The sequence below is a fragment of the Chitinimonas taiwanensis DSM 18899 genome (genome assembly GCF_900119825.1).
GTDB classification, from domain to species: Bacteria; Pseudomonadota; Gammaproteobacteria; order Burkholderiales; family Chitinimonadaceae; genus Chitinimonas; species Chitinimonas taiwanensis.
The window spans coordinates 148,305-172,834 of sequence record NZ_FPKR01000002.1; the positions used below are offsets into that span (position 1 = coordinate 148,305).

At 66.0% G+C, this 24,530-nt stretch carries 30 protein-coding genes; 27 read left to right on the plus strand and 3 right to left on the minus strand.

All coding sequences use genetic code 11. The features are described from left to right. The first annotated feature begins 33 nt into the window (after positions 1–33). The 6 genes from BT173_RS02630 to BT173_RS02655 all read left to right on the plus strand — a co-directional run bounded on the left by BT173_RS02630 (position 34) and on the right by BT173_RS02655 (position 3,440). Entirely contained in the window at positions 34–489 is a 456-nt protein-coding gene (locus BT173_RS02630) for an MOSC domain-containing protein (RefSeq protein WP_072427071.1), read from the plus strand. 103 nt (positions 490–592) lie between these two features. Continuing rightward, complete coding sequence (locus tag BT173_RS02635) at positions 593–994, plus strand: GFA family protein (RefSeq protein WP_072427072.1); 402 nt, start codon at positions 593–595, stop codon at positions 992–994. Between the two features lie 198 nt (positions 995–1,192). Next, positions 1,193–1,372, plus strand: a complete 180-nt coding sequence (locus BT173_RS02640) for a hypothetical protein (RefSeq protein WP_072427073.1) — start codon at positions 1,193–1,195, stop codon at positions 1,370–1,372. A 114-nt stretch (positions 1,373–1,486) separates the two neighbouring features. Continuing rightward, a complete protein-coding gene (locus tag BT173_RS02645) occupies positions 1,487–2,071 on the plus strand; it encodes a hypothetical protein (protein ID WP_072427074.1) in 585 nt (194 codons plus the stop codon). After that, entirely contained in the window at positions 2,071–2,907 is an 837-nt protein-coding gene (locus BT173_RS02650; protein ID WP_072427075.1) for a hypothetical protein, read from the plus strand. Before BT173_RS02645 ends, BT173_RS02650 begins: the two co-directional genes overlap by 1 nt. A gap of 116 nt (positions 2,908–3,023) precedes the next feature. After that, positions 3,024–3,440 (plus strand): DOPA 4,5-dioxygenase family protein, encoded by a 417-nt coding sequence (locus BT173_RS02655; RefSeq protein ID WP_072427076.1) that lies wholly within the window; start codon positions 3,024–3,026, stop codon positions 3,438–3,440. A 356-nt stretch (positions 3,441–3,796) separates the two neighbouring features. On the opposite strand, the gene BT173_RS02660 is transcribed toward BT173_RS02655, so the two are convergent. Beyond that, positions 3,797–4,534: an SDR family oxidoreductase gene (locus BT173_RS02660; protein WP_072427077.1), complete on the minus strand. Its 738-nt coding sequence runs from the start codon at positions 4,532–4,534 to the stop codon at positions 3,797–3,799. Positions 4,535–4,662: 128 nt separating this feature from the next. Between BT173_RS02660 and BT173_RS02665 the strand changes: the two genes are divergently transcribed. The 16 genes from BT173_RS02665 to BT173_RS02735 all read left to right on the plus strand — a co-directional run bounded on the left by BT173_RS02665 (position 4,663) and on the right by BT173_RS02735 (position 16,176). Continuing rightward, positions 4,663–5,571 (plus strand): LysR family transcriptional regulator, encoded by a 909-nt coding sequence (locus BT173_RS02665; protein ID WP_072427078.1) that lies wholly within the window; start codon positions 4,663–4,665, stop codon positions 5,569–5,571. Positions 5,572–6,080: 509 nt separating this feature from the next. After that, positions 6,081–6,575 carry a hypothetical protein gene (locus BT173_RS02670; RefSeq protein ID WP_072427079.1) on the plus strand — a complete coding sequence of 165 codons (495 nt, stop codon included), beginning with the start codon at positions 6,081–6,083 and terminating at the stop codon, positions 6,573–6,575. A 65-nt stretch (positions 6,576–6,640) separates the two neighbouring features. Further along, positions 6,641–7,099, plus strand: coding sequence for a hypothetical protein (locus BT173_RS02675; RefSeq protein ID WP_072427080.1), 459 nt, complete (start codon positions 6,641–6,643; stop codon positions 7,097–7,099). A gap of 29 nt (positions 7,100–7,128) precedes the next feature. Continuing rightward, positions 7,129–7,605 carry a helix-turn-helix transcriptional regulator gene (locus BT173_RS02680; RefSeq protein ID WP_072427081.1) on the plus strand — a complete coding sequence of 159 codons (477 nt, stop codon included), beginning with the start codon at positions 7,129–7,131 and terminating at the stop codon, positions 7,603–7,605. Further along, positions 7,602–8,033 (plus strand): VOC family protein, encoded by a 432-nt coding sequence (locus tag BT173_RS02685; RefSeq protein ID WP_072427082.1) that lies wholly within the window; start codon positions 7,602–7,604, stop codon positions 8,031–8,033. The genes BT173_RS02680 and BT173_RS02685 overlap by 4 nt, the downstream gene beginning before the upstream one ends. After that, complete coding sequence (locus BT173_RS02690; RefSeq protein ID WP_072427083.1) at positions 8,030–8,260, plus strand: hypothetical protein; 231 nt, start codon at positions 8,030–8,032, stop codon at positions 8,258–8,260. Before BT173_RS02685 ends, BT173_RS02690 begins: the two co-directional genes overlap by 4 nt. After that, entirely contained in the window at positions 8,253–8,828 is a 576-nt protein-coding gene (locus BT173_RS02695; protein ID WP_072427084.1) for a hypothetical protein, read from the plus strand. The genes BT173_RS02690 and BT173_RS02695 overlap by 8 nt, the downstream gene beginning before the upstream one ends. Beyond that, entirely contained in the window at positions 8,825–9,301 is a 477-nt protein-coding gene (locus BT173_RS02700; protein ID WP_308417547.1) for a GNAT family N-acetyltransferase, read from the plus strand. The genes BT173_RS02695 and BT173_RS02700 overlap by 4 nt, the downstream gene beginning before the upstream one ends. 153 nt (positions 9,302–9,454) lie before the next feature. After that, complete coding sequence (locus BT173_RS19570) at positions 9,455–9,604, plus strand: hypothetical protein (RefSeq protein ID WP_175545537.1); 150 nt, start codon at positions 9,455–9,457, stop codon at positions 9,602–9,604. A gap of 242 nt (positions 9,605–9,846) precedes the next feature. Continuing rightward, complete coding sequence (locus BT173_RS02705; RefSeq protein WP_072427085.1) at positions 9,847–10,083, plus strand: hypothetical protein; 237 nt, start codon at positions 9,847–9,849, stop codon at positions 10,081–10,083. A 100-nt stretch (positions 10,084–10,183) separates the two neighbouring features. Further along, positions 10,184–10,588 carry a DUF1801 domain-containing protein gene (locus tag BT173_RS02710; protein ID WP_308417548.1) on the plus strand — a complete coding sequence of 135 codons (405 nt, stop codon included), beginning with the start codon at positions 10,184–10,186 and terminating at the stop codon, positions 10,586–10,588. 139 nt (positions 10,589–10,727) lie between these two features. Beyond that, positions 10,728–11,540, plus strand: a complete 813-nt coding sequence (locus BT173_RS02715; protein WP_072427087.1) for a DUF3750 domain-containing protein — start codon at positions 10,728–10,730, stop codon at positions 11,538–11,540. Between the two features lie 176 nt (positions 11,541–11,716). Continuing rightward, positions 11,717–12,541 (plus strand): ABC transporter ATP-binding protein, encoded by an 825-nt coding sequence (locus BT173_RS02720; RefSeq protein WP_072427273.1) that lies wholly within the window; start codon positions 11,717–11,719, stop codon positions 12,539–12,541. Further along, positions 12,532–14,526 carry an iron ABC transporter permease gene (locus BT173_RS02725; RefSeq protein ID WP_072427088.1) on the plus strand — a complete coding sequence of 665 codons (1,995 nt, stop codon included), beginning with the start codon at positions 12,532–12,534 and terminating at the stop codon, positions 14,524–14,526. The genes BT173_RS02720 and BT173_RS02725 overlap by 10 nt, the downstream gene beginning before the upstream one ends. Beyond that, positions 14,523–15,314, plus strand: a complete 792-nt coding sequence (gene fhuF / locus BT173_RS02730; RefSeq protein ID WP_072427089.1) for a siderophore-iron reductase FhuF — start codon at positions 14,523–14,525, stop codon at positions 15,312–15,314. Before BT173_RS02725 ends, fhuF begins: the two co-directional genes overlap by 4 nt. Next, positions 15,304–16,176, plus strand: coding sequence for an ABC transporter substrate-binding protein (locus tag BT173_RS02735; RefSeq protein ID WP_072427090.1), 873 nt, complete (start codon positions 15,304–15,306; stop codon positions 16,174–16,176). Before fhuF ends, BT173_RS02735 begins: the two co-directional genes overlap by 11 nt. 34 nt (positions 16,177–16,210) lie before the next feature. Here the strand turns inward: BT173_RS02735 and BT173_RS02740 are convergent, their stop codons facing one another. Both BT173_RS02740 and BT173_RS02745 read right to left on the minus strand, forming a co-directional pair. Beyond that, complete coding sequence (locus BT173_RS02740; protein ID WP_072427091.1) at positions 16,211–17,392, minus strand: CynX/NimT family MFS transporter; 1,182 nt, start codon at positions 17,390–17,392, stop codon at positions 16,211–16,213. Beyond that, positions 17,389–18,081 carry a FadR/GntR family transcriptional regulator gene (locus BT173_RS02745; protein ID WP_072427092.1) on the minus strand — a complete coding sequence of 231 codons (693 nt, stop codon included), beginning with the start codon at positions 18,079–18,081 and terminating at the stop codon, positions 17,389–17,391. The genes BT173_RS02740 and BT173_RS02745 overlap by 4 nt, the downstream gene beginning before the upstream one ends. Positions 18,082–18,277: 196 nt before the next feature. Between BT173_RS02745 and BT173_RS02750 the strand changes: the two genes are divergently transcribed. The 5 genes from BT173_RS02750 (at position 18,278) to BT173_RS02770 (ending at position 24,473) form a co-directional block, all read left to right on the plus strand. Then, positions 18,278–19,054: a sterol desaturase family protein gene (locus BT173_RS02750; RefSeq protein ID WP_072427093.1), complete on the plus strand. Its 777-nt coding sequence runs from the start codon at positions 18,278–18,280 to the stop codon at positions 19,052–19,054. After that, positions 19,044–19,898, plus strand: coding sequence for a fatty acid desaturase (locus BT173_RS02755; RefSeq protein WP_072427094.1), 855 nt, complete (start codon positions 19,044–19,046; stop codon positions 19,896–19,898). Before BT173_RS02750 ends, BT173_RS02755 begins: the two co-directional genes overlap by 11 nt. Continuing rightward, positions 19,898–21,781 carry a StlD/DarB family beta-ketosynthase gene (locus BT173_RS02760; RefSeq protein ID WP_072427095.1) on the plus strand — a complete coding sequence of 628 codons (1,884 nt, stop codon included), beginning with the start codon at positions 19,898–19,900 and terminating at the stop codon, positions 21,779–21,781. Before BT173_RS02755 ends, BT173_RS02760 begins: the two co-directional genes overlap by 1 nt. A 1-nt stretch (position 21,782) precedes the next feature. Further along, positions 21,783–22,667 carry a DUF6999 family protein gene (locus tag BT173_RS02765; RefSeq protein WP_072427096.1) on the plus strand — a complete coding sequence of 295 codons (885 nt, stop codon included), beginning with the start codon at positions 21,783–21,785 and terminating at the stop codon, positions 22,665–22,667. A 186-nt stretch (positions 22,668–22,853) separates the two neighbouring features. Next, positions 22,854–24,473 (plus strand): methyl-accepting chemotaxis protein, encoded by a 1,620-nt coding sequence (locus BT173_RS02770; RefSeq protein ID WP_072427097.1) that lies wholly within the window; start codon positions 22,854–22,856, stop codon positions 24,471–24,473. Positions 24,474–24,530: the final 57 nt, after the last annotated feature.

Consider the following 24,530-nt stretch of genomic DNA (forward strand, 5'->3'; position numbering starts at 1 on the left):
CCCTTCGCCCCCGCCCGATTAGGAAAGCCAACCATGATTGAACGTATCTTCATCAGCCCCGCCCGTGGCGCGGACCAGATCAGCGTGGCACAAGCCGAGGTGCGTGCCGGTTTGGGCTTGCTGGGGGATCGCAACTTTGGGAAGTCGGTGCACCCTGGCCAGAACCTGACCCTGGTCGAGGCCGAGGAGATCGAGTCTTTCTGCCAGCAGCATGGCCGCGATGTGGACCTGGGCATGACGCGGCGCAATCTCGTTACCCGCGGCGTGCGCCTGAATGCGCTGGTGGGCAGGGAATTCAGGGTGGGTGAGCTGGTGTTGTTCGGGGTGGAGCTGTGCGAGCCGTGTTCCATCGTCGGTAAGCTGCTGGCTAGCCCCGAGCTGCCGCCGGCCAAGGTGGTCAAGCACTGGCTGGGCCGTGCGGGTTTGCGGGCGGATGTGCGCGTCGGTGGCGTGCTGCAGCTGGGAGCGAATGTTACGCTGCTTAGCTAGGCAAGCAGCCGCAGCCGCTGTGGCGGCAGGCCACCGTCAGGCTTAGCCTCTGCACGATGGATTGAAACGGGGAGCAAGCCTCCCCGCCTGCAAGGAACTCGCTATGCACACTACATCCCGTACCGCCGCCTGCTCCTGCGGCCAGCTCAGCGCCACGGTAAGCGGAGAGCCCATCCGTGTGTCGATTTGCCATTGCCTGGCCTGCCAGCGGCGAACCGGCAGCGTGTTTGGCGCGCAAGCGCGCTTTGCTGCGGCGCAGGTCGCCGTGCAGGGCAGCAGCACCGAATACCTGCGCGTGGGCGATGAAGGCTCGCACGCCCGATTCCGTTTCTGCCCGCACTGCGGGGCCACGGTTTACTACACCATCGACGAAATGCCCGGCGATGTGGCGATTCCCGTAGGCGCCTTTGCCGACCCACATTTTCCGCCCGCGTCGATCTCCATTTACGAAACGCGCATGCACGCCTGGCTTGGCCTGCCGGCCGATATCACCCATATCGACTAGCTTTGCTGGCCACGCTGGCCTGCCCTGGCACCAATCACGACCGTACTTACCACGACCACCCCTTGCCCCTGCAACCAAGCACCGTTTCACTTCGCCGCCTATGCCATCCGCGACTTAGGCGAGGATGCGCACGGCGGCGAGGTCGCCATCTGGCGCTGCCGGGCCTGCAAGCGTGCCTGGTTGCGCTACAGCTTGGAAATGCCCCACTACAGCCAGTCTGGCCGTTGGTGGCGTGTGGCCATCTCCGCCCAGCAAGCCGCCTCCATGCAGGCGGGTACAGCGCGCGACTTCATCCAGCAGCAGGCCGAAGGCTTTGCGGGCGGGAGTTTCTTTCGCTCCAGCGGGCACCGCATCACCGCGCCGATTGTGCTGGCTTAAGCCAGCGCGGCCGTTTGCGTGACTTTGTGGGCAAGCAGGCCATAGCATCGCGCGCTTGAATCCAGAGCTGGCTGCCTATGACAGGCGCCGCCGTTTGAAGAAAGTTTGTTCACCATGTTGATGCGCCACCTTCGCTACCTATTGTGCTTGGCTTGCCTCGGCCTGCTGCAGGCCGCCCCAGCTGCAGCGGCCGATTCACCCGCCAGCTGGCAAGCCCGCTGCCAGCCTGATCTGGCGCTGGAATCGGTCGATTTTGCTTCGCAAAGCGGTGACGTGGCCGAGGATGACTTCGTCGTGCACCTGAACTGGCGCAATGGCCAGCGCACACGCTTGGCGCTGCCGGGTGCCTGGTATCTGCAGACCGAGGCTCTGTCGCGTCGCGGTGGCGTATGCAGCGGCATCGGTGCGGTGCACCTACCCCATCACACCCTGCTGCTGGTGCTGCCCTGGAGCGGCCGGCCAGGCTTTGACCGGCTAAGCGCGGTTGCCTTGGACCTGCAGACCCGGCAGGTACGCGATATCCAGGCGGATATCGGCGAGATCAGCCCCGACTACCGCGCCGAAGTGCAGCCCGAGCGCTATAGCCTGTATGCGATCAAAAACTGGCTCGTGCATGCCGATGGCCGGGATGAGGTGCAGTCTGCCTGGCTGGATGTTGCCGTGCGCGAGGGCAAGATCGTGCGCGCCTGGCGGCCATGATGGCGCTGCGCTGGGCCAAACGGCTGGGCCTGAACGCCGACTCACCCGCACGTGCTGGGCTAAGCGGGCTGACTCGAGTTGGCGGGCTGCTGCTGGTGCTGTGCCTGGGCACACTGGCTTGGGCGGTCGATCTGCGCTATGCGCCCTTCCCGCCCGGCAAATGGCCACCCGCCTGCCCGCTGAAGGCGCTGGAAAACACCGCGCCGACCACCGGCTACCGTTTCCAGCCCAAGGGCGCGTCGATCAGGCTCGATATCGATGAGGATGCCGACGGCAATCTGCAGGCGCAGCTGGTACGCAGCGCGAACGGCCAGCCGCTGAGCGCGCGCTACGCGCTAACCGGCTCGACGCTGGGCTTCGATGGCGCCTTCAGCGCCGAGCTCAGCCCCGACGGCCGGCCCGATCTGCTGATCGTGCAGCGCTCGGGCGGCGCGGGCCTGGCGGCTGGCTACGCCTGGCTCACCGTATTCGTGTCGCAGGGAGATCGCTATGTGGTCAGCAGCATCGAAAGCTACGACCCGGCCCCGCACGACTGGCTGAAACCCGGCCGCGCCAAGCACTGCCAGCTGATCCAGACCACGCCCATCTGGACCGACGCCACGCGCGATGGCCGCGCGCATAGCTTCTGGGTGTATCAGCTGCTCGATTTCGCCCACGGCCAGCCGCGCTACGTCAATCAGGCCAGAGCCGGCTTTCCCCTTTGGGTCGATTACCGCTATAAAGCCAGCCACCGCGCCACGCGCAAACTCAGCGCCCAGCAAAAGCAGGCCGCCTGGGCCAAGCGCGATTTTGGCCATATCGGGCCCGCCAAGCCGGCCGCGACGCCGCTACCCTAAGGCCAGTCACTGCCTGGCATCGCGGTGATCAGCTCAGCGCAACCCACTATGGCGGATTGCTGAGGAAAACCGCCACGGCGCTGGGTTAACGCCACCGTAGTCCGCAGGAATACCGCATGAAGCCGCCCACCGATCCCTATCACGCCCACATCTACTTCGATGCAGACAGCCGCCCCGTGGCGCTAGGCCTGCACCAGGAGCTGGCGGAGATGCTGGCCCAGGGCAGGCTGGCCGATTTGCTGCTGGTCGGAAAGATGCACGACAGGGGCATCGGCCCGCACCCGAAGCCGCAGTTTGAAGTGCAGTTCCACGCCGCCGCACTGCCCAGCCTGCTGCCGCTGCTGCAAGACTGCGGGCTCACCGTCTTGCTGCATCCGCTAAGCGACGATGACCTCGCAGACCACACCACGCTGGCACAATGGATAGGCGAGCCGCTGCTGCTCGACCTATCGGTGCTGGACCCACCCGGCCATAACCAAGGCCTGGCGCGCTTTGGCCAGCTGCAGTTTGGTGCAGGCGCTGGTCACCGATGAACGCCGCGCCCGTCAGGCCTGACCGCTGCTGGACAATGCTGACCACTCTTGCTGGTGCTATCTGCTCCTCTCGTTCCACCTGAACGGCGGTGTCCTGCTGGATGAATTGGTCGAATTTGGCCATCCGCTCCAATGCCTCCTGCTCAAGCGGCTGCAGGCAGAGCACGTAGTTCCGCACGCCCTCGTATCCGACAATCTGCGTTCTGCCCTTACCCAGCCTGGATGGGAGCCTTTGCTGAATCGTAGCGATGTGGACCTAGCCTGCTACAACGGCACTATTGTGCTGTCCACGCGCAAGCGGCATCCATCACGGACATCAGCGGTATCTGTTTTAGGGAGCGTGTAATCCACGGGGCTCAGACCAGGCGGCCGCCGCCATCGATATGCAGCACCTCTCCTGTCATATAGCCATTGGTCAGCAGGAACGCGATCCCCCGAGCAACCTCTTCCGGGTGGCCGACACGGCCTACCGGGAGTGTGGCGGCAGCTTGGGCGAGCACCGTCTGCCTGCCTTCCGCGCCCAGCACGTCAAACAAAGGGGTATCGATAAAGCCAGGCGAGATGACGTTCACGCGGATCGGTGCCAACTCCAGCGCCAAGGCGCGGGCCAGACCTTCGATGCCGCGCACGGCCGCCGAGATGACCGCGGTGCCGTTGCCAGCTGGGCGGTCCGAAAACTGGCCGCCCATTAGCACGATGGAGCCGGTACCGGGCATCTTGGTTAGTGATGCCTTGATGGCATAAAGCGGCCCGGCGATTCGCTCCTGCAGAGCCTTGAGCAACATATCCGGGTCGCTCTCGGCCAACTTGCCGGCGAGCAGACTGCCGGCGGTGATGACCAGATGATCGATGCGCGTGAGTCCGGCCAGCGCAGCTTCGACGCTGGCACGGTCGGCGATGTCGGCTACTGAGATGCTGGCGCCTCCCAGTTGTATTGCGGCAGCTTTGAGCTTGGTGGCATCGCGGCCGATCAGCGTAATGCGCGCGCCACGAGCCTTGGCGGCCAAGGCAGTGGCAAAACCGATACCGGTGCCGCCGCCGATGACAACAACCTCGCAGTCTTGAAGAGAGGCATGAAAATCAAATGCTTGCATCGTACTACTCCGGATATTGAATGAGTGGCATCGCAGCGGATCGGCTGCGATGGAATGCAGTTTTATTCATGCCGTTTCTGGCGAGTAGATAGTAAAATTGCAAATGGCTCATTCAAAATTGGAATGACATGGATAGGATTCGCCGGCTGGAATATTTTGTTCGCGCGGTCGAGCTCGGCAGCCTCAGCGCCGCTGCGCGCGAGGCCGGCAGTAGCCAGCCCACGCTGAGCAAGGCGGTGGCTGCGCTGGAGCGAGAATTGGGCGTGCGCCTGCTGGAGCGCAGCACGACCAGCCTCGCGCCGACCGACACCGGTCGACGGTTTTACGAACGCGCGAAGCGAGTATTGGAGGAGTGGGACGAAAGCGTGGCCGCAGCCCGCGGCCTGACCGAACAGCCCGCCGGCCTGTTGCGCGTGAGCGCACCGGTCGGGTTGGGAGAAATGCACCTGAATGGCTGGGTGCTCGACTTTCTCGCGGAATATCCGGACATCGAGGTGGAACTGATCCTGGACGACCGGCAAGTGGACTTGGTCGAGGCCGGAATGGAACTGGCCCTGCGCCTGGGCGGCCCGCTACCGCAGCAGATCATCGCAAGGCGGGTAGCGGCCTCGGCACGGCCCTTGGTGGCTGCGCCCGAATTCCTGGCGCGTTATCCAACTTTGCGAGAGCCGCAGGACCTGGCGCGGTTGCCCTACCTCCGTTATGCCTGGCTGCAGAGCGGCGACCAGCTTGAGCTCTCCAACGGAGCAGATGGTCAGCGCGAAACGGTAACGGTGCGTGGGCGCTATCTAGTGAACAGCTCGTTGGCGATCCGCGAGGGATTGCGGCGCGGTATCGGGGTAGGTATAGCTCCGACCTGGCTGATACAAGACCTGCTCGACACCGGTGAGCTGGTTCTGGCGCTGCCGGACTGGGTAGCCACGCCGCATCAGATGCATTTTCTGTATCCAAGCCGGCGCTATCAGCCTCTGCGAGTGCGGGTGTTCATGGACTTCCTGGCAAGCAGGATTACCCGGACTGCCGGCTTTACGATCTAGGCGCCACCCGGCGAGCGGCATCATTGTCCGGGCCCTACTGGTGATGGTCTTGGTGCTATTGCCCTGCGTGGGCAAGGCATTCATGCCTTCGCTACAGGAAGGCATCCGCATGTTCCACATCAGCGGCATCCCGTCCGCTTCGCTGGAAGAATCGATCCGCGTGTCCAACGTGGTCGATGCCAAGCTGTAAGCGCAATACCAGCCAGGAGTGCTCGGATCGCGAGCGGTGCGCAACCTCGTCGATAGCGCTTTGGTCAGGATCAGCATCAGTAGTCGATTTTGGTCAGACCTAACCGGCACAGGAGACCAGCCGGACCGGAACAGGCAGTTTGGGCTGCCGTCGCGCAACTAGACAGTGCGCAGTAGACGGTCCCTGCCCGTGTAAACGACGCCGCTCACTGCCAGGGCCAGCTAAACCGGGCAGCGCAGCAGTGCCGCTTGTGGCAAGCTCCCGCACACCTTCATCCTCACCCGTGCCGCCTGCCGGCTCGGCTCAGCGCAGGCCCCGCATGCTTTTTCCAGACAGCTTCCGCGCACCACCACTCGCCACACTAGAGCGCTTTCAACTGCGCCTCTTGGTGCCGGGCGATGCACAGGCGGACTTTCAGGCCGTGTGTGCATCGGCCGCGCGCCTACGCGGCGTGTTTGGGCCGGACAACCAGTGGCCGCCCGATGATCTGAGCTTCGAGACCAATCTGGCCGATCTGGCGCGCCATGAGCACGAGTCGCATGCCAATCTGTCCTTCGCCTACTCGGTCTGGCAGCAGGACGTGTATGCGGGCTGCCTGTATATCAAGCCCTTCAAGAGCAGGCTGGCGGCCGACCGCCGCCGCGGCATCTATCGCGAGCTGTGCTTTCTGTGGGTCGCAGAACCCTTCGTCGCCGAGGAAGCCACGCTCTACGCGCTATGCCGCAGCTGGATTCAGCACAGCTTCCCGCTCACCGGCCCAGTCTGGCCCGGTCGGGAGCTCGACTGGGCGCAATGGCAGGCGCTGGCCGGCTAGCGCGTTTTGCCCCAGACACCCAATGCCATGCAGCCTCGGAGCGAAATCACCAGCGGATATGAACCATGAGTGACTATCTGAAACTCGCCACCCTGCCCAGCGATCAACCCTGGCCCCCCGAAGCCGCGCATTACCCCTATCGTTACGAGCAGCTCAGCGAAGCACCTGACTGGGAGCATGGGGTTTTGGCGAGTCAAACCATGGAGCTTTCCAACCCGGCCTGGACGGTGTTCTGTCGAGGCTGCATTCCCCGGCTGCCAGCGGACGAATGCCTTGTCCTGCAAGCAGCCGTTCTGATGATATTCAATGGCGATAGGGCAAAATCATGCGCGCAGCGGCTCAGCCCACTGCCCCGCACGGTCGACCGGGAGATTCAAGCCCTGGTGAACCGCAATCCAAGCTTGGTCTTGGCCGAGATTCGCCTTGATGTACTCTCGATAAAAAACGCCCTGGCAGACTGGTTGGGCACGCTACCGCCCGGACAGCTGGGTGTGGCGCGCGTGTATGACTGGGGAAAATACTAAGCACGCAGCTCTTGATGGCAGGAGGAACCATGAGCCAGAGCCCCGAACTGATACGGCGCCTGCTACGCGCGAAGGACCGCATGGATGCGGCCTCGCACGAGGCGTGGCCGATAACGCGGCTGGCCGAGGTCAGCGCGGTGTCGGCCGCCCATTTTGCGCGTGGGTTCAAGCAGGCCTTCGGGCTGCCACCGCACCGCTATCTGCTTACACGCCGCATCGAGCGCGCAGTCGCGCTGCTGCGCGATACCGATCTGCCAATTACCGAGATTGCCTTCCAGACCGGCTGGCAAAGCCTGGGCACGTTTGGGCGCATCTTCCGCGATATCACCGGGGAGAATCCGGGCAGCCTGCGCGCGCGTACGCAAGCGGCGGCACCCACGCAGCAGGCCGTGCCTGAGTGCGTGCTGCGCGCACTGCAGCGGCCCGATCTGAACAGCGCAGTTTCGGAGAAGCGGCGCCAGCAGGGCCTTGAGAAGATGGTGGCTCAAACCAAGGAGGCGTTATGAAGCAAGGCATACAGGTAGTCGGTCTATACGTGCGCGACCAGGACGAGGCGCTGGCCTTCTATGTCGACAAGCTGGGTTTTCGCCTGCACACCGATGTGCGCAATGGCCCGTATCGCTGGCTCACCGTCCAGCATCCCGAGCAGCCGGGTTTCCAGCTCGGCCTGTTCAAGCCGGGGCCGCCGGTACACGATGCGGCCAGCGCGCAGGCCCTCTCCGAGCTGGTGGCCAAGGGTGCCATGCCGCCGCTGGTGCTGGCGGTGGACGATTGCCGTGCTGCCTATCAGCGGCTGAGCGCGCGTGGGGTGGAGTTCAACCAGCCGCCGGTCGAGCGCTATGGCGCAGTCGATGCGGGCTTTCGCGACCCTTCCGGCAATGGCTGGAAGATGATCGAAGCCGGCCCCGCGCGGCAGCCGGAGCAAGCATCATGAGCGCGGGCGGCTGGATACGGCCCTGCCACCGCTGGACCGCCATCGTGTTCACGCTCACCGTGCTGGCCAACTTCGCAGCTCGCGCGCTGCAGGGGGGCGAACCGCCGGCCTGGATCACCTATGCGCCACTGCCTGCGTTGTTTCTGCTGCTCCTGACCGGCCTGACGATGTTCGTGCAGCCCTATATCGCCAGGCGGCGCAGCGGAAAGCCCCTTTTACATGCATAAATCCACCGCGCTACTGGTCGGCAAACTCATCCTGACCATGCCGGTCGCCTATGCCTTGCTATACCCGCTGCTGCTCCCGCCGGTGCGCGGCGGGGTATTCAAGGAGCTGGCACTGCTTGGGCCCTGGGGCAGCCTTGTCGTGGCGGCGCTATTCCTGGGCCTGGTCGTGCTGTACTGCCGCGACCTCGCGCGCGCACTCAGCCTGGTGCAAGCCGGTGCCAGGGCGGCCACGCCGCGCAGCGTCTGGCTCATGCTCGTGATCCCCTACAACTTCGTGGAGGATTTCTTCATCGTCGCCAATGTGGCGCGCTCCTTGCGCCAGGAGGCGCAATCGAACCCCGCGCTGCATGGCATCCGGGACTTTGGCATGTTGTCCGGCCTCGCCTGGTGCAGCGCGCAGATCGTCTCCCTGCTGCCGAACGAGATTGGCTCGCTGGCCGGCGTCGTGGCGCTGCCGTTCTGGATCGTGCACTGGCGCTACATCCGTCGCGTCAACAGGCTGCTTGCTACGCCGGCCTTGAATGCGCAAGCTAGCGGCGCCGCCCACCCCATCGACCGCCCCCTATGACCGTGCATATCGCCCTCGAATCCCCCGCGCAAGCCGAAGTGATCGCCTTGATCGCCGAACTGGATGCCTACCAGGACGCGCTCTACCCGCCCGAAAGCCGCCATGCGCTCGACCTTGCCGCGCTATGCGCACCCCATGTGCTGTTCGCCGTCGCGCGGGATGGCGCGCAGCGTGCGCTCGGCTGTGGCGCCGTTGTGCTGGGCACCGACTATGGTGAGCTCAAGCGTATGTATGTGCACCCGCAAGGCCGCGGCCAGGGCGTGGCCAAGCAGCTGCTGAGCCTACTGGAAACGCGCGCCGCCGAGCGCGGCTGCACGCTGCTGAAGCTGGAAACCGGCCCCTACCAGCCTGAAGCGCTGGGGCTGTATGCGCGCTGCGGCTATGAACGACGCGGCCCCTTTGGCGACTACCGTGACGACCCGTTGAGCGTCTTTATGCAAAAGCCGCTTTTGCCTAGCGTGGCGATGGCCTGAATGGGTCTGTCTTAGCAAGGCACCGATGGACTCGCTTTCCCCCAGCTACTGATCATCGGCTTCGCCCTGCCCGCGGCGGCCCTGACGCTGTACACACTCAGCCAGCGGGCCAGCCGCCAGCAGGCATGGCTGTCCGCCCTAGCAGGTAGCGGTATGGCTGGCCTGGTTGGGGGAGCCTTCATCGGTGACTTTCACAGCCACGGCTTCGATATCCCGTGGTTTATCCATGGCGCGCTCATCTTCACGATTTCTACCCTGCTGTCCTGCGCCCTGATGATTTTCTGGCCTACAAAAAAACCATGACGACCACGCTGCCATCTCATCCGCCCACCATCCGACCCCAAGCAGCCGTACCTTGGCTTCTGGCACTGATGTTCCTCGCGCTGAATCTGGGCCTGCCGGCAGAGGCAGCCGAGCCGGTAGCGGTGGACCTACGCTGCCTGAGTAGCGGCGGCAGCAAGCCGATACGGCTTGAGTGAAAGTCATTTGCCGAGGCCAGCAGCGGCTGGCGCGCGGCCTATGTGAAGTACCGTGGATCGAAAACGGTGATTCCGCTGGTGCTGCGCAGCTCGGAAGCCACCGATATGCCCGAGGGTCGCCCCTGGGAATTCACTACGGTCTGGCAGGAAGTGGTCGATGGGCGCATCTCGGGCGAGTACCAGATCACCAGTCAGGGCGCACGGATATACGACTTTGTGTATACGAATCTGCGCAATGGCAAGACGGTGGCGTTCACCCAGGACGATGCCGCCTGGCAGCCAGATGGCTGTCGGTGGCAGTAAGCCCTACGGGCTCAGCAGCCAAGCTACCCGCGCGCGATCAAAACAAAAAAGCAGGCCTGCGATAGGCGCGGGGGCTGCCAAGGAGGAAGCGATGCAAGCCATGAGCACGAACACCACCGCGTCAGCCGCGGCCTTGATCGACCAGCGCATTGCCGAGCTGGGCGACTGGCGTGGCGAGACCTTGGCACGCATGCGCGCACTGATCCACGAGGCCGACCCGGAGGTGGTCGAGGAGTGGAAATGGATGGGCACGCCGGTGTGGTCACACGCGGGCATACTCTGCACGGGCGAGAGCTATAAGGCCGTGGTCAAGCTGACCTTTGCCAAGGGCGCGGCACTGGATGACCCGGACAGGCTGTTCAATGCCAGCCTGGACGGCAATACCCGGCGCGCGATTGATCTGCACGAGGGACAGCACATCGACCCCGATGCGTTCAAGGCGCTGATCCGCGCCGCGATTGCGCTCAATACCAGCCGCCCCAAGGGCAAGCGCAAGGCCGTGTAACGGCAGGGCCAGCGCACCGCCACGTATGCCGTGGCTGCTAGCGGTATTTCTACCCCAAGCGGGAACCCAGGCGATGGGCCGCCTTCCAAGCGCACACCCTGCTGCGCTAAGCTCATCATCCCCACCGTCTGGAAGCACCATGAAACTCAAGAAGCGCATAGGCCTTGGCCTGCTCGTCCTGTTCAGCCTGTCCTTTGGCCTGAGCCTGGCTGACGCGCTGCCCGAGGCGCAGAAGCAACACAGCTGGCGCACCGCGCCGCGCCATTCGGCCGGTATTGCGCCCGACCCGCAGCAGCTGGCCGATACCGCCATCGTGCAGGTGTATGTGGCCTCGACCTTTGGCTGGCGCGGTGCCTTTGCCGTGCATCCGTGGCTCATCTACAAACGGGCTGGCGACACCGCCTTCACCCGCTACGAAGTGGTGGGCTGGCGCGCGCCTGAGGTGGTGCAGCGCAATTACGCACTGCCCGATGGCCTGTGGTACGGCGCACAGCCGCGCCTGCTGGTGGACCAGCGCGGCGAACAGGTCGAGGCGCTAATAGGCCAGATCGAGGCCGCGATTGCCAGCTACCCGTATGCCGATACCTATCGCAGCTATCCGGGGCCGAATAGCAATACCTTCCTCGCCCATATCGGCCGCGAGGTGCCGGCGCTGCGGCTCGATCTACCCGCGAATGCGATTGGCAAGGATTACCGCCCGGTCAGCCGGCCGCTTGGCATCTCGCCCTCCGGCTCGGGCCTGCAGCTCTCGGTCCTGGGCCTGCTCGGCATGAGCCTGGGTTGGCAGGAGGGGCTGGAATTCAATCTGCTCGGCCTGAACTTCGGCGTGGACCTGAACAGCCCCGGTCTGCGCTTGCCCTTCGTAGGCCGGCTCGGCTTCAACGACGCCAGCGTGTCCAACGCAACCGAAGCGGCGGATAAGGATTCGGCCCTGGCGGCCGCCAGCCAGTAAACCACGGCGGCACGCAGCGCGCCGCCGTGCGGCCATGGGCAAGGCTTTGCGCCTACTCGGCCCACCGCCCCTGCCTGGTCTGGCGCTCGCCTCGCCAGCAAATCATTCGTATAATCATTCTCATTTAATGCTTTAGCGCCGCCGCCACCATGCCGCGGCGCGCGCCTGCCTACGCCATGCATACCGCCACCCTCCCCCCCGCCGGCCTGCGCGCCGAGCAACTCTCGGTCTCCCTGGCCGGGGTGAATATCCTGCAGCAGCTGGATGTCAGCTTCCCGGCGGGCAAGGTCAGCGCGCTGTGCGGGCCGAATGGCTGCGGCAAGAGCACGCTGCTGAAGACCCTGGCCGGCCTGATCAAGCCGGTGGGCGGCCACGCCTGGCTGGGCGAGGAAGCGGTGAGCAGCCTGAGCCCGGCCGAGCGCGCGCGGCGCATGGCCATGCTCGCGCAGTCCTCGCTGACCCCGGCCGGCATGACGGTGGCCGAACTGGTCGCCTGCGGGCGCTTCGTGCACACCGGCCTGGGCGAGCGGGTCAGCCGCGAAGACCAGCGCTGGATCGATTGGGCGATCAGCACCACCGAGCTGGATGCACTGCGCGAACGCGAGCTGGCTGCACTATCGGGCGGCGAGCGCCAGCGTGCCTGGATTGCCATGGCGCTGGCCCAGGGCGGCCGCGTGCTGCTCTTGGACGAGCCGACCACCTTCCTCGACGTGCGTCACCAGATCGAAGTGCTGCAGCTGGTGCGGGCGCTCAACCACAGCCACGGCCTGACCGTGGTCTGGGTGCTGCACGACCTGAACCAGGCGGCCGCCTTTTCCGACCATATGGTGCTGATGCAGGCGGGTCGCATTGCCGCCGCTGGCAGCCCGGCCGAGGTGGCCACACCGGCCACGCTGGAAGCCGTGTTCGGCGTGCCGATGTGGCGCGGCCTCGTCGATGGTCAGCCCGTCTGCCTGCCACGCCTGGCCAGCCAGCCCAGCGAGGCCGCCGCATGCGTGTAAGCCTGCGCCCCACGCCGCAGCAGCTGCCGCTCTGGCTGCTCGCCGGGCTTGGCCTGGCGCTGACCTGGAGCCTGCTCGGCCCACTGCCGGCCAGCCGCGCCACCGTGCTCAGCTGGCTGTCCGGCCGCATCGATACCGATACCTTTCTCATTGCCCTGCAGCAGCTGCGCCTGCCGCGCCTCACGGCCACCCTGCTGGCCGGTGCCGCGCTGGGCATGGCCGGCTGCCTCTTGCAGGCGCTATCGCGTAATCCGCTCGCCTCGCCCAGCGTGCTCGGTGTTACCGCCGGTGCGCAGATCGGCCTGATCGTGGCCGTGCTGCTGCCACCCAGCCTGGCTCTGGCCGCCGTGCCGGCCGTGTTCGGCGGCGCCTTACTGGCCGTGACACTGTGCTTCGTGGTGGCGGGTGGCTGGCGCGCCCATCCGCTCACGCTGGTGCTGGCCGGCACCGTGGTGTCGCTGCTCTTATCGGCCGTGGTCAGCCTGCTCATGGTCCTCTTCGACCAGAACGTGGCCGGCGTGGCACTGTGGAGCGCCGGTTCGCTATTCCAGCCCGGTTGGCGCGGCGTGCAGGCCAGCCTGCCCTGGTTTGCGCTGGCGGTCTTCCTGGCCTGGCGCGGCCGTCAGGCCCTGCAGCTGCTGGCGCTGGGCGACGATGCGGCCGCCAGCGTGGGCCTTGATGTGGCACGCTTCCGCCGCCGCCTGCTGCTGATCGCCACGCTGCTGTCCGCCGTGGCCGTCACCCTGGCCGGCCCGATTGCCCTGGTCGGGCTGATCGCGCCGAATCTGCTACGCCTGCTGGGCTTGCACAAACCCGCGCGCCTGCTGCCAGCGGCCGGCCTGGCCGGCGCGTTGATCCTGGCCCTGGCCGACCCGGCAGCCGACTGGCTGGCCGATACCAGCCGCAGCCTGCTGCCGCTGGGTGTGGCGACTGCACTGGCTGGCACCCCGCTGTTGCTGTGGCTGATCGCCCGCCAGGGCCATCGCCAGCTGCCGGCCCAGGTGGGCGAAGCGCTCGGGCGGCGACGCAGCCTGCCGCTGCTGTACGGCCTGCTCGTGCTCGCACTGCTGCTGATCGCCGCACTGGGCCTGCGCCTTAGCCCACAGGATTGGCTGAGCGTCTGGCGCGAGCCGGGTGGCCTCGCCGCCCTGCTGTTTGATCTGCGCGCACCACGCATCGCGGTGGCCATGCTGGCCGGCGCGCTGCTGGCCGCGGCCGGCGTGCTGCTGCAGGGCGTGGTGCGCAACCCGCTGGCCGGCCCCGAGCTGATGGGTCTGAGCCAGGGCGCAGCGCTGGCCGTGTTGCTGGCGCTGGCCGTGTTCGACCAGCCAGCCCTGCTGGTGCGCCTGCTGTTCGCGCTCGGTGGTGCGGCTGCCGTGCTGGGTGCGCTGCTATGGATCAGCCGCCGCCACGACTGGGAACCGATGCAGCTGGCCCTGGCCGGCATGGGCCTGGCCACGCTGGGCGGGGCGCTTGGCACCCTGGTGGTCGCGCAGGCCAAGCTGCAGGTGGCCAGTGCGGTAACCTGGCTGGCCGGTAGCAGCTATGGGCGCGGCTGGGCCGATGCGGCGCTGTTGCTGGCCGGTATGTTGATTCTGCTGCCGCTGGCGCTGCGCCTGGCGCGCGGGCTGGACATCCTGGGACTGGGTGATGAAAGCGCGGCCAGCTTGGGCCTGGCCGTGCGGCCGACGCGCTTTGGCGCACTGGCCCTGGCCACGCTGTTTACCGCGGTAGCCGTGGCTGCCGCCGGGCCGGTGGGCTTCGTCGGCCTGGTCGCACCGCATTTTGCCCGCCTGCTGGGTGCCGGCCGGCACAAGCCGCGCCTGTGGCTGGCCGTACTGCTCGGCGCACTGATCTGCGCGCTGGCTGACCTGCTGGCGCGCAACCTGCTCGCCCCGCGCGATCTGCCCTTCGGCATCATCACCGCCTTTATCGGCGCGCCCTACTTCCTCTGGCTGCTGGCACGCAGCCGCAAGCTGGCATGAGCGCGGCCCTCGACCCACGCCAGTGGCTGCAAGGCCCGCTGGCGCCGTATGCGGCTTGTGTGCTGCTCGACGCCGCGCCCGAAGCGGCCGATATACCGGCCGACCAGCTGGGCGAGCCGGACACGCTAAACCAGGCACTGGCCGCGTATGCGGCGCGCCATCCGGGTGCGCCACGCCGCGCACTGGTGTCGCAATGGCTGAAGCGCTATCTGGCCAATCTGCTGATTCCGCAGGCCGGGTTGATGGTGGTGGCCGGCTGGCGTCTGCCCCAGGCCGCTAGCGAGCTGAGCCTGCGTTTGAATGCGCTGGGCGAGGTGGCCGCCTTCCGTTACCCGCACGCCGGGGCGCCGCTACCGAACGATGCCGACACCGCCAGCCGCTGGCTGCCGCTGCTGGTCGGGCATCTGGCCCCGCTGATCACTGCGCTGGCCAAGCATGGGCGCGTCTCGGCGCGCGTGCTGTGGAATAACGTCGGCAATCTGCTCGAAGCCATCTTCAGCCAGTTGGCCCAATTGCCACAGGCACCGGCCTGGCTGGCCGAGGACCGCAGCGCGCTGCTGGAGGCGGCCAACTGGCCAGACGGACAGCGCAACCCGCTGCGCAACCCGGTCCACTACATCGCCCCGCTGCTGCCCGAGCTGATGAATGAACCCACGCGGCTACGCCGCCACTGCTGCCTGCGGCATGAGATTCCCGGCATCGTGTACTGCGCGACCTGCCCGCATCTGTGCACGCTCAGCCGCGGCGAACTGACCACCTTGCTGGACAAATGGCACCATGAAGCTTGATCGTCGTCACTTTCTGCTCGCCGCCGGCGCCCTGGCTGGCGCCCCCCTGCTGGCCCGCGCGGCCAGCCAGCCGCGCGTGATCACCCTTGAGTACCACGCCACCGAAATGGCGCTGGCCCTGGGCCTGCGCCCGGTGGGCGTGGCCGATGCCAAGGGCTATGCGCGCTGGGTCGGCTATGGCAAGGCGCAGCTCGCCGGCGTGGCCAATGTGGGCAGCCGTCAGCAGCCTTCGCTGGAAGCCATGGCGCGGCTGAAGCCGGACCTGATAGTCGGGGTGGACTTCCGGCATGCCAGCCTGCACGGCCTGTTCAGCCGTATCGCCCCCACCCTGCTGCTGCCCTCGCCCGAGCTGGACGGCCTAGCCAGCGTGTATGCCGATTACCGCCAGTTCGCCCAGGCGGTCGAGCTGCAGGCCGCGGCCGAGCGCGATCTGGTAAGACTGGACCAGGCGCTGGCCGAACAGCGCGCGGCGCTGGCGCGGGCCGGCTGGGCCGGCCAGCCGCTGGCCATCCTGCAGAGCATCGGTGGGGTGTCGCAGATGTGGGCATTTGCCGGCAATAGCGTGCCGGGCGGCATTCAGAAAGCGCTGGGCCTGACTGGGCCCTGGCTCGATACCCCCGCGCGCCAAGGCGTGGAAACGAAGACGGTGGAAGACCTGCTGACCCTGCAGACCAGCATTGCCTTGCTCAGCGATGGGCGCAGCAAGCTGGTGCAGGACCCGGTCTGGCAGCGCGTGCCCGCCATCCGCGCCGGACGCATGGCCGAGCTGCCGGCTGGCCTGTGGCCGTTCGGCGGCCCAGCCTCCACACCGCGCCTCGTGCACACCTTGGGCCAGGCCTTGTTGGCCCTCAAACCCGCCTAGTCAGGTGGCGGCCCACGCCGCCACCAGCAAGGTCTTAATGCGCCCCACCACCTGCACGCACATGCAGATTGCGCCCGGCACCCAGACCAGCCAGCAGCGCGACCACGCTGATCACCACGAAGAGCAGTGCCACCGCATGCCAGCCATGCGTCCATTCATGCAGCGCCCCGACCAGGAAGGGGCCGAGTGCGGCAATCGTGTAGCCGCCGCCCTGGGCCATGCCGGATAGCTCGCCCGCCACCTGGGCATCGCTGGCGCGCAGCACAATCAAGGTCAGCGCAATGCTGAACGTACCGCCCTGCCCCAGACCCAGCACCACCGCCCAGATCCACACCTGTTCGAGCGGCGCATAGATGCAGCCCAAGAGGCCAGCCAGGGTGAGGCCCAGCACTAGCGCAATCGCCGCGCGCTGGTCCCGCCCACGCGTGGCCAGCCAGGGACCGGCCAGCGCGCTGCTCAGCTGGACCAGCACCGACAGCGACATCATGAAGCCGGCCGCCAGCGGGGTCATGCCGCGTTCGGACAGGATGGTGGGCAGCCAGCCGAATACGCAGTAGGACAGCGAAGACTGGCTGCCCATATACAGCATGACCTGCCAGGCGAGCGGATCGCGCCACAGCCCACCCACATGGCCGCTGCTACGGATTTCGCGGTGCTGGCGCAGCTGTGGCCACCAAGCGAAGGCGGCAATCAGGGCCGGCAGCGCCCAGAAGGCCAGCGCCGGGCGCCAGTCGCCATTGGCGAGGTTCTGCACCGGCACGGTGGCGCCAGCCGCCAGCGCGGCACCCAGGCACAGCGCCATCGTGTACAGCCCGGTTACCGGCCCCACCTTGTGGGCAAATTCACGCTTGACGATGGCCGGTAGCAGCACATTGCCGATGCCGATGCAGGCACCGGCCAGCACGGTGCCGAGGAAAAGCCCGGCCACGCCGCTGAACGGGCGTAGCAGTAAGGCCGCCATCAGCACCAGCAGCACGGCCAGGATGGTCTGCTCGGCGCCGATACGGCGCGCCAGCCAAGGCGCCAGCGGAGCGAACAGGCCCAGGCAAAGCACGGGCAAGGTCGTCAGCAAGCCGGCACCGGCCGCCGACAGGCTGGCGCCCTCGCGTACCGCACTGAGCACCGGGGCGATGCTGGACAGGGCCGGGCGCAGATTAAGCCCAACCAGCACCATGCCGGCCAATAGCAGCCAGGCTGATTTGCTTGTGCTGCTCATCGCACCTGCTCCGTGGCAAGCCGGGCCAGGGTCGGCCCGCTGATCTGGCGTGCGGCAGCCGCGGCCGCTTCCGCATCACCAGCGGCAATCGCCGCGACCACTGCCGCGTGCTCGGCATGGCCGGGCTCGGGCAGCGCCTTGTCCTGTAGCGCGTCTGCCAGGTGCTGCTCGATGCTGACCGCGAAGAAGTCATACAGCTGCGCCAGCGCCGCATTACCGGCCATGGCGGCGATCTGGCGGTGAAAGCGCACATCGCGCTCGATAAAGTCCGCGAGGCCCGCCGCATCGGGCGCGCGGTCACCACGTGCGGCCAGCAGCGCCGCCAGCTGGGCCAGCTCCGCTGGGCTGCGGCGCAGCGCCGCCAGGCGGGCCGCTTCCACCTCCAGCAGGCTGCGCAGCTCCAGGTGTTCGCGCAGGCTGGCGCGGCCCAGCGCACGCATGGTGGCGCTCGGGTCGATGCGGTTGCGCACATACGTACCATCGCCCTGGCAGGTTTCCAGCACGCCGGCAAAGGTCAGCGCGCGCACGGCTTCGCGCACCGTATTGCGGCTCGCACCGCTCAGCTCCACCAGCTCGGGCTCGGTGGGAATACGCGTGCCGGTCGGCCAGTCGCCAGCGGCGATCCGCTCGCGCAGCAGGTCGGCCACCTGCTCGACCAGTGAACGTCGAAATACCTTGCTATCGGCCATACTCACCTCAATTCATCCAATCATCCTATGAATTTACCCAAGCCAGCACCGCCATTCAAGGCGGGGATTTCCCCAGCGCCGTGTCGGGTTGCGGCAGCGCCGCCACAAGGCGTAATACTGCCCTTCCCTCAAGCAGAGGATGACGGCAGCATGGCGACCTTGTTACAAAGCGGCCGGCATCTATCCGGGGTACACCATGCGCGAACTGATTCTTGGCTTTGATTGGCAGCAGATCATGCTGTGGGGCTGCGCCTTCTTTGCCGCGCTCTACCTGGGCTTTGGTGCGCTCAATCTCTGGCTGACCCGTTGGCTGATGCCGCGCCTCGGCCACGGCGGCCAGCTCGATCCGCGACCACTGGGGGCCGGCCAACTGCGCCGCGAGCTTGGACTGTCCGCCTTGTCGGTGCTGCTGTTCGGCACCGGCAGTATCTTTCCCTGGGGGCTGTTGCAGCTCGGTTGGGCGCAGCTGGCGGTGGCACCCAGTGCACTGCGCATCGTGGCCGAGATCGCCGTGCTGGTGGTGTGGAACGAAATCCATTTCTATGTGAACCACTGGCTGCTGCACAGCCGCTGGCTGCGTCGCTTTCATCTGCCCCATCACCGCTCCATTGTGGTCACGCCTTGGTCGACCTATGCCTTCCACCCGATCGAAGCGCTGATGCTGGGGAATGTGATTCTACTGCCCATGCTGGTACACGATTTCGCGGTCTGGTCGCTGCTGGCCGTGCCGGTGTTCAGCATCGTGTTCAACAATATCGGCCACTCGAACTACGACTTCCTGCCCGATTTCGACCGCGACCGCTGGTGGCTGAATGGCGCGCGCCGCCATCATCTGCACCACGCCTGCTATCAGGGTAATTACGGCTTCATGTTCCCCTTCATGGACCGCCTGTTCGGTACTGCGCTGCCGCCTGATGCGGCTAAGCCGCAGCTGGACCGCCACGCCGCCAAGCAAGGCACGCATGCTGCGTAACTGGCGCGATCTGCAGTCGCTCGTCTATCTGCTCGTCCAGCCCGCGCTGGTGCTGTGGCAATGGCAGCATGGACTGAGCTGGCCGCTGTATAGCCTGCAGCTCTTCCTGACCCTCGGTATCGGTGTCATCCACCACAACCACGCGCATCTGCCCATGTGGCGCAGCAAGCGCCTGAACCGGCTCAGCGATATCTGGCTCAGCGTGCTGCAAGGCCATCCGACCTTTGTGTTCCATGTCGCGCACAATGCCAATCACCACCGCTACCACCATGGCCCGCGGGATGTCGCACGCACCTATCGCTTCGGTGGCGACAGCAATCATCTGCTCGGCTATCTGCTCCACCCCTTACAGGCGATAGGTGTGCTCTACCCGCTGTTCCTGCGCTGGCTGCTGCGGTTACGCCGCCATCATCCCGGCGCTTGGCGCTACTGCCTGCAGCAGTATGCGGCCGTGCTGCTGACTTGGTCCGTGCTGGCCTGGCTGGACTGGCGTCTGTGGCTGCTGCTGGTGCTGCTTCCACAGCTGCACGGCCTGCACTGGCTCTTGGCCACCAACTATCTGCAGCATGCGCATGCCGATGGCCATTCGCGTCTTGATTTCGCGCGCAATTTCAACGGCGCGCTCAACCCGCTGCTGTTCAATATCGGCCTGCATACCGCCCACCATCTGCACCCACGCGTGCACTGGTCGCAACTACCGGCCCTGCATGCCCACTACCAAGCGCGGCTCGATCCGCGCCTGCAGGCTGGCGGCCTTGTCCCGTATATGTTCAAAACCTATCTGCTCAGCCTGTTCTGGCCGCGCCTGCGCAGCCGCACGCTGATGCGTCACGAGGAAAACTGATGCCTACCCGTTTCAACCGTGTGTATATCGAGGCCGCCGGCTACCACCTGCCCGGCCCCGCCATCAGCAATGAGGCGATGGATGCTTATATCGCCCCGCTCAACCGCATCTCCGGGCGCATCAAGGCGCGCATCCTGGCCGAAAACGGCATTGCGACGCGCCACTACGGCATCGATGCCGAGGGCAATACCGTGATCAGCCATGCTCAGCTCGCCGCCGCAGCCGTGCATGATTGCCTGGCGCGCGCGCAGGCCGGGCTTGGTGATGTGTCGCTGCTCAGCGTAGGCTCTTCGGGCGGCGATGCGCTGATGCCGGGCTTTGCGAACATGATCCAGGGCGAACTCGGTGCGCCGCCGATGAGCACGCTGTCGAGCCAGGGCGTGTGTGCGGCCGGGGTCAGTGCGATCCAGCATGCGGCCCAGGGCATCGAGCTGGGCGCGCATCGCCAGGCGCTGGCGCTGGCGGCTGAAATGCCCTCGCGCATGTTCAAGCGCAGCCGCTTTGGCCCACGTGGCTACGATAGCGATTTCGATGCGCACTTCCTGCGCTGGATGTTGTCGGACGGCGCCGGTGCGCTGCTGCTGACCGACAGCCCCAGCGGGCGCGGCGGCCTGCGCCTGAAGCTGAACTGGATACACCAGCAAAGCTTTGCCGGCGATTACCCGGTATGCATGCAACTGGGCCTGAGCCAGGACCGCAGCACGTCCTTCCTCGACTATCCCTCCGCCAGCGAGGCCGAAGCCGCCGGTGCGCTGTCGCTGCGTCAGGACATCCGCCTCTTGCCGCATCTCTTTGATGTGTCCATCCATGAATATGTGAAGCTGGTGGAAGCCGGCTGGGTCAAGGCCGGTGAGGTCGACCACTTCCTGTGCCATTACTCCTCGGAGAAATTCATCCCGGTGGTGGAGGAACTACTCGACAAAGCCGGCCTGTCGATTGCCCGTGAGCGCTGGTACAGCAATCTGCGCACACGCGGCAATACCGGCGCAGCCTCCATCTTTATCATGCTGGCCGAGTTCCTCGATACCCATAGCCTGAAAGCCGGCGAGAAGATCCTCTGCTTCATTCCCGAATCGGGTCGTATCAGCGCCGCCTATATGCTGCTGGAAGTGGAAGACGCATCCGCGCCGCTGGCCCAGCCCACCACGACGCCTGCGGCTACCCGCCCCGGCGCACCAGCCACCGCCATCGCCGCCCCGCACGACCCAGCCGGCGCGCCCAGCCAGCTGCAACCGCTGCTGACCCAGCTGGCCGGCATCTGGCATGACTACCGCTCGGCCGTCTGGCGCAGCCCAGTCATTCACAAGCTGGTGGCCGGCCAGTTCAGCGTGGCCGACTACCAGCGCTGGACCGCGCAATGGGTGCCTCAGGTACGCGAAGGCAGTAAATGGATGCGCGAAGCGGTCGCCTCGCTGACCGGCCCGTTTGCCGAGCTGGGCGCGCTGATCGAGACCCACGCGGGCGACGAGCAGAACGACTTCATGATCCTCTACCAGGATTACCAGGCCGCCGGCGGCACCCAGCCGCTCGATGCGCTGCGGCGCAATCCGGGTGGCGAGGCGCTCAATAGCTATCTGCATGCGCTGGCCGCCAGCGAGAACCCGCTGGGCCTGTTAGGCGCTATCTATGTGATCGAGGGCACCGGTCAGCGCATCGTGCCCGCGCTCCTGCCGCTGTTGCGCCAACAGGTGGACCTGCCACCGAGCGCCTTCCGCTTTCTCGACTACCATGGCGCCAACGACGAGCATCATCTGGCGCGCTGGCTGGCGGCGGTGGAAATCGTGCTCAGCATCGAACCGAAGGCGGCCGAAGCCATCCTCGCCACCGCGCGCCGTACCACCCAGCTCTATCTGATGCAGTTCGAGCACATCCTGGACGCCTGAGATGAAACGCCTGCCCGACTTCCTTGCCCACGAGCACGACACGCGCGATCCCAATCCCTGGCTGGCGCTCTATCTCGACCAGAGTACCCCACTGCCCGACCATGTGAAGCAGGCTTGGCTGGCCGACTCCAGCTCGCTGGCGCGCCAGTTCCTGCTGCCCTTCATTCGCCCGCTGGCACGCACGCTGATCGTGCTGATCCAGGTGATCAAGGTCTTCGTGCCACGCCGCTGGGCCGCATCGCGCTTTCTGCACTGGCTGCTGGCCGAAGGCCTCAAGCGCCTGGTCTCACCCGAGGCCAACTGGCTGGTGATGCGTCACTTCCACCTCGGCGGGCAGATTCTCGAATTCATCGCGAAAAACTCACCAGTGCCCGTAGACACGGCGCCGCTGCGCCCCATCGTGCTCGACGACCTGAAGGACGAGCTTTTCCTCAAGCACGACCTCAATCTGTTCAATTTCGTGATCCGCCTGAACCAGGCGCTGCGCTTTACCGAACAGCAGCTGGGCCCGGTGGCGGCGCCCGACTTCAGCATGATCGTCGAGCCGCCCATCCAGCTGGAGGACTTTCCGCACGGTGCCCTGAACAAGGTCGATCTGCAGACCGCCATCGAGTGCTTTACCCCGATCTACCAGCTCTTCCTCACCGATAACGACTTCTGGCGCGCGGCCAACTCGCTGCAGCTGGACGAAACCATTGGCGTGTACGCGGCCACCATCCTCAACGCGCCCCAGCACCTGATCCTGCTCAATAACAAGCATCCGCTGGTGCCACAGAGCACGCTGCGCGCCGGCTACCGGCTGGTGCTGCACGGCCTGTCGACCGAGATGCTGCATGCGCTGTTGATGCAGCTGAAGATGGCGCAGGCCGACAAGCAAGAGGCTTGAGCTAGCGCCAGGGACGGATAGTCCGGCCGTCCCGCTGCGCACACCATGACGGCATGCTGACGCCCCTCCACACCCGTCTACGCCCGTGCAGGGGCGTTAGCCCCGCTGCCTGGCAATCCCCATCGCGACACCGGTCTCCGCGGTCTATGAATAAGCAGCAGTTCATCAGATCAATAAGGGGACGACATGAGTATCCGTGCACGCCTGGCCGGCTTGATTGGCGGCGCCATCCTGGCCTTGCTGATCGTCGGCGTATTCGGCCTCTTCCAGCTGGGCCAGATGCAGCAGACCGTTGGGCAGGTCACCGAGCGGGAAGTCCCGGCCCTGCTCGCCATCAAGGGCTTCGAGGCCCGCTATCACGCCCTGCGTACGCTGGTCTTTCGCCATATCGCCGACCCTGACCCGGACCGCAAGGCGGCCCTCGACAGCGAGCTGAAGGGCGGGGTGAGCAAGCTGGATGCCGATCTGGCCAGCTTCCTGAGCACGATGCCTGATAGCGAGGCCAAGACTCGCCTAGCCGAGTTCCGCGACATCATGGCCAGCTATTTCCTGGTGTGCGAAACCGCGCTGGCGCGCTCGCGCAATGGCCAGACCGAGGCGGCCATGGAGCTGGCGGTCAGCCCCTATATCGAAGATGCCGCCCAGCTGACCGTGGAAACCCTGGGTGGGCTGGTCAGCGAGGCCAGCCAGCGCGTCAGCGATAGCCGCGACGGTGCGGCGCAGACCTATAAGGCGGCCTTTGGCGTGCTGATCGGGGTCATCGTGTTGGCGGCCGCTTTGATGGCGGGTCTGGGATGGATGCTCAGCAATGCCATCAGCCGGCGTATGAATGCGCTGCGCGACACAGTGGTGGAGATCGGCGCCTCGCTGGACTTCACCCGCAAGATGCCGGCCAGTGGCAATGACGAGATCGGCCAGACGGTTGCCGCCTTCAACCGCATGAGTGACGCGCTGCGCGAATCCTTCGCCCAGCTTGCGGGCCTGGCCAAAGGCGTGGGCGAGGCGTCGCAGCGCATGCGCGCCACCTCGCAGGCCCTGTCGGACGATGCCAGCACGCAGAGTGATTCCGCCGCCGCCATGGCCGCCGCGGTGGAAGAGGTGACGGTCAGCATCAACCATGTCGCCCAGCGTGCCCAGGATGCGGCTGGCCTGGTGGCCGGCGCTGGCCAGCAGGCGAGCGAGGGTGCGGAGGTGGTCAATACCTCGGTGCGCCAGTTCAGCCAGATTGCCAGCCAGGTGGACGATACCGAGCAAAGCCTGCGCCTGCTCGAGGCCGAGACGGCCAAGATAGGCAGTGTGATTGCCGTGATACGCGAGGTGGCCGAGCAGACCAATCTGCTGGCCTTGAATGCGGCCATTGAAGCGGCACGGGCGGGCGAACATGGGCGTGGCTTTGCCGTGGTGGCCGATGAGGTGCGCGGACTGGCCGAACGCACCGCCAGAAGCACGCAGGAAATCACCGAGTTGGTGGCCAAGGTCAAGCACAGCAGCGATGACGTCAGCCAGCGCATGCGGCAAACGGTGACCACCGTGCAGGAAGGGGTCGCCTCGGCACGGGCTGCCGGCACGGCGATGGAAATCATTCGCAGCTCGGCCGGCGACACGGTCGCCGTAGTACGCGATATCACCGATGCCATCCATGAGCAGAGCACCGCCAGCACCTCGATCTCGCAGCAGGTGGAGCGGATTGCCAGCATGGCCGAGCAAAGCACCGCCGCCGCCCGCGATGCGGCCGGGGAAGCCAACGGCCTGCATGCCCTGTCGGGCGAAATGGGTGTGGCCATTTCGCGCTATCGCTTCCAGTAGGCAGCGCTGCACGATGCCAAGCCGCCAGTACGCCGACTGCCCTCACAGAGGAATCAC

Coding starts and splice junctions, on each gene's coding strand:
- BT173_RS02630 (WP_072427071.1), top strand. CDS start 34: ATGATTGAACGTATCTTCATCAGCCCCGCCCGTGGCGCGGACCAGATC.
- BT173_RS02635 (WP_072427072.1), top strand. CDS start 593: ATGCACACTACATCCCGTACCGCCGCCTGCTCCTGCGGCCAGCTCAGC.
- BT173_RS02640 (WP_072427073.1), top strand. CDS start 1,193: ATGCCCCACTACAGCCAGTCTGGCCGTTGGTGGCGTGTGGCCATCTCC.
- BT173_RS02645 (WP_072427074.1), top strand. CDS start 1,487: ATGTTGATGCGCCACCTTCGCTACCTATTGTGCTTGGCTTGCCTCGGC.
- BT173_RS02650 (WP_072427075.1), top strand. CDS start 2,071: ATGGCGCTGCGCTGGGCCAAACGGCTGGGCCTGAACGCCGACTCACCC.
- BT173_RS02655 (WP_072427076.1), top strand. CDS start 3,024: ATGAAGCCGCCCACCGATCCCTATCACGCCCACATCTACTTCGATGCA.
- BT173_RS02660 (WP_072427077.1), bottom strand. CDS start 4,534: ATGCAAGCATTTGATTTTCATGCCTCTCTTCAAGACTGCGAGGTTGTT.
- BT173_RS02665 (WP_072427078.1), top strand. CDS start 4,663: ATGGATAGGATTCGCCGGCTGGAATATTTTGTTCGCGCGGTCGAGCTC.
- BT173_RS02670 (WP_072427079.1), top strand. CDS start 6,081: ATGCTTTTTCCAGACAGCTTCCGCGCACCACCACTCGCCACACTAGAG.
- BT173_RS02675 (WP_072427080.1), top strand. CDS start 6,641: ATGAGTGACTATCTGAAACTCGCCACCCTGCCCAGCGATCAACCCTGG.
- BT173_RS02680 (WP_072427081.1), top strand. CDS start 7,129: ATGAGCCAGAGCCCCGAACTGATACGGCGCCTGCTACGCGCGAAGGAC.
- BT173_RS02685 (WP_072427082.1), top strand. CDS start 7,602: ATGAAGCAAGGCATACAGGTAGTCGGTCTATACGTGCGCGACCAGGAC.
- BT173_RS02690 (WP_072427083.1), top strand. CDS start 8,030: ATGAGCGCGGGCGGCTGGATACGGCCCTGCCACCGCTGGACCGCCATC.
- BT173_RS02695 (WP_072427084.1), top strand. CDS start 8,253: ATGCATAAATCCACCGCGCTACTGGTCGGCAAACTCATCCTGACCATG.
- BT173_RS02700 (WP_308417547.1), top strand. CDS start 8,825: ATGACCGTGCATATCGCCCTCGAATCCCCCGCGCAAGCCGAAGTGATC.
- BT173_RS19570 (WP_175545537.1), top strand. CDS start 9,455: ATGGCTGGCCTGGTTGGGGGAGCCTTCATCGGTGACTTTCACAGCCAC.
- BT173_RS02710 (WP_308417548.1), top strand. CDS start 10,184: ATGAGCACGAACACCACCGCGTCAGCCGCGGCCTTGATCGACCAGCGC.
- BT173_RS02715 (WP_072427087.1), top strand. CDS start 10,728: ATGAAACTCAAGAAGCGCATAGGCCTTGGCCTGCTCGTCCTGTTCAGC.
- BT173_RS02720 (WP_072427273.1), top strand. CDS start 11,717: ATGCATACCGCCACCCTCCCCCCCGCCGGCCTGCGCGCCGAGCAACTC.
- BT173_RS02725 (WP_072427088.1), top strand. CDS start 12,532: ATGCGTGTAAGCCTGCGCCCCACGCCGCAGCAGCTGCCGCTCTGGCTG.
- fhuF (WP_072427089.1), top strand. CDS start 14,523: ATGAGCGCGGCCCTCGACCCACGCCAGTGGCTGCAAGGCCCGCTGGCG.
- BT173_RS02735 (WP_072427090.1), top strand. CDS start 15,304: ATGAAGCTTGATCGTCGTCACTTTCTGCTCGCCGCCGGCGCCCTGGCT.
- BT173_RS02740 (WP_072427091.1), bottom strand. CDS start 17,392: ATGAGCAGCACAAGCAAATCAGCCTGGCTGCTATTGGCCGGCATGGTG.
- BT173_RS02745 (WP_072427092.1), bottom strand. CDS start 18,081: ATGGCCGATAGCAAGGTATTTCGACGTTCACTGGTCGAGCAGGTGGCC.
- BT173_RS02750 (WP_072427093.1), top strand. CDS start 18,278: ATGCGCGAACTGATTCTTGGCTTTGATTGGCAGCAGATCATGCTGTGG.
- BT173_RS02755 (WP_072427094.1), top strand. CDS start 19,044: ATGCTGCGTAACTGGCGCGATCTGCAGTCGCTCGTCTATCTGCTCGTC.
- BT173_RS02760 (WP_072427095.1), top strand. CDS start 19,898: ATGCCTACCCGTTTCAACCGTGTGTATATCGAGGCCGCCGGCTACCAC.
- BT173_RS02765 (WP_072427096.1), top strand. CDS start 21,783: ATGAAACGCCTGCCCGACTTCCTTGCCCACGAGCACGACACGCGCGAT.
- BT173_RS02770 (WP_072427097.1), top strand. CDS start 22,854: ATGAGTATCCGTGCACGCCTGGCCGGCTTGATTGGCGGCGCCATCCTG.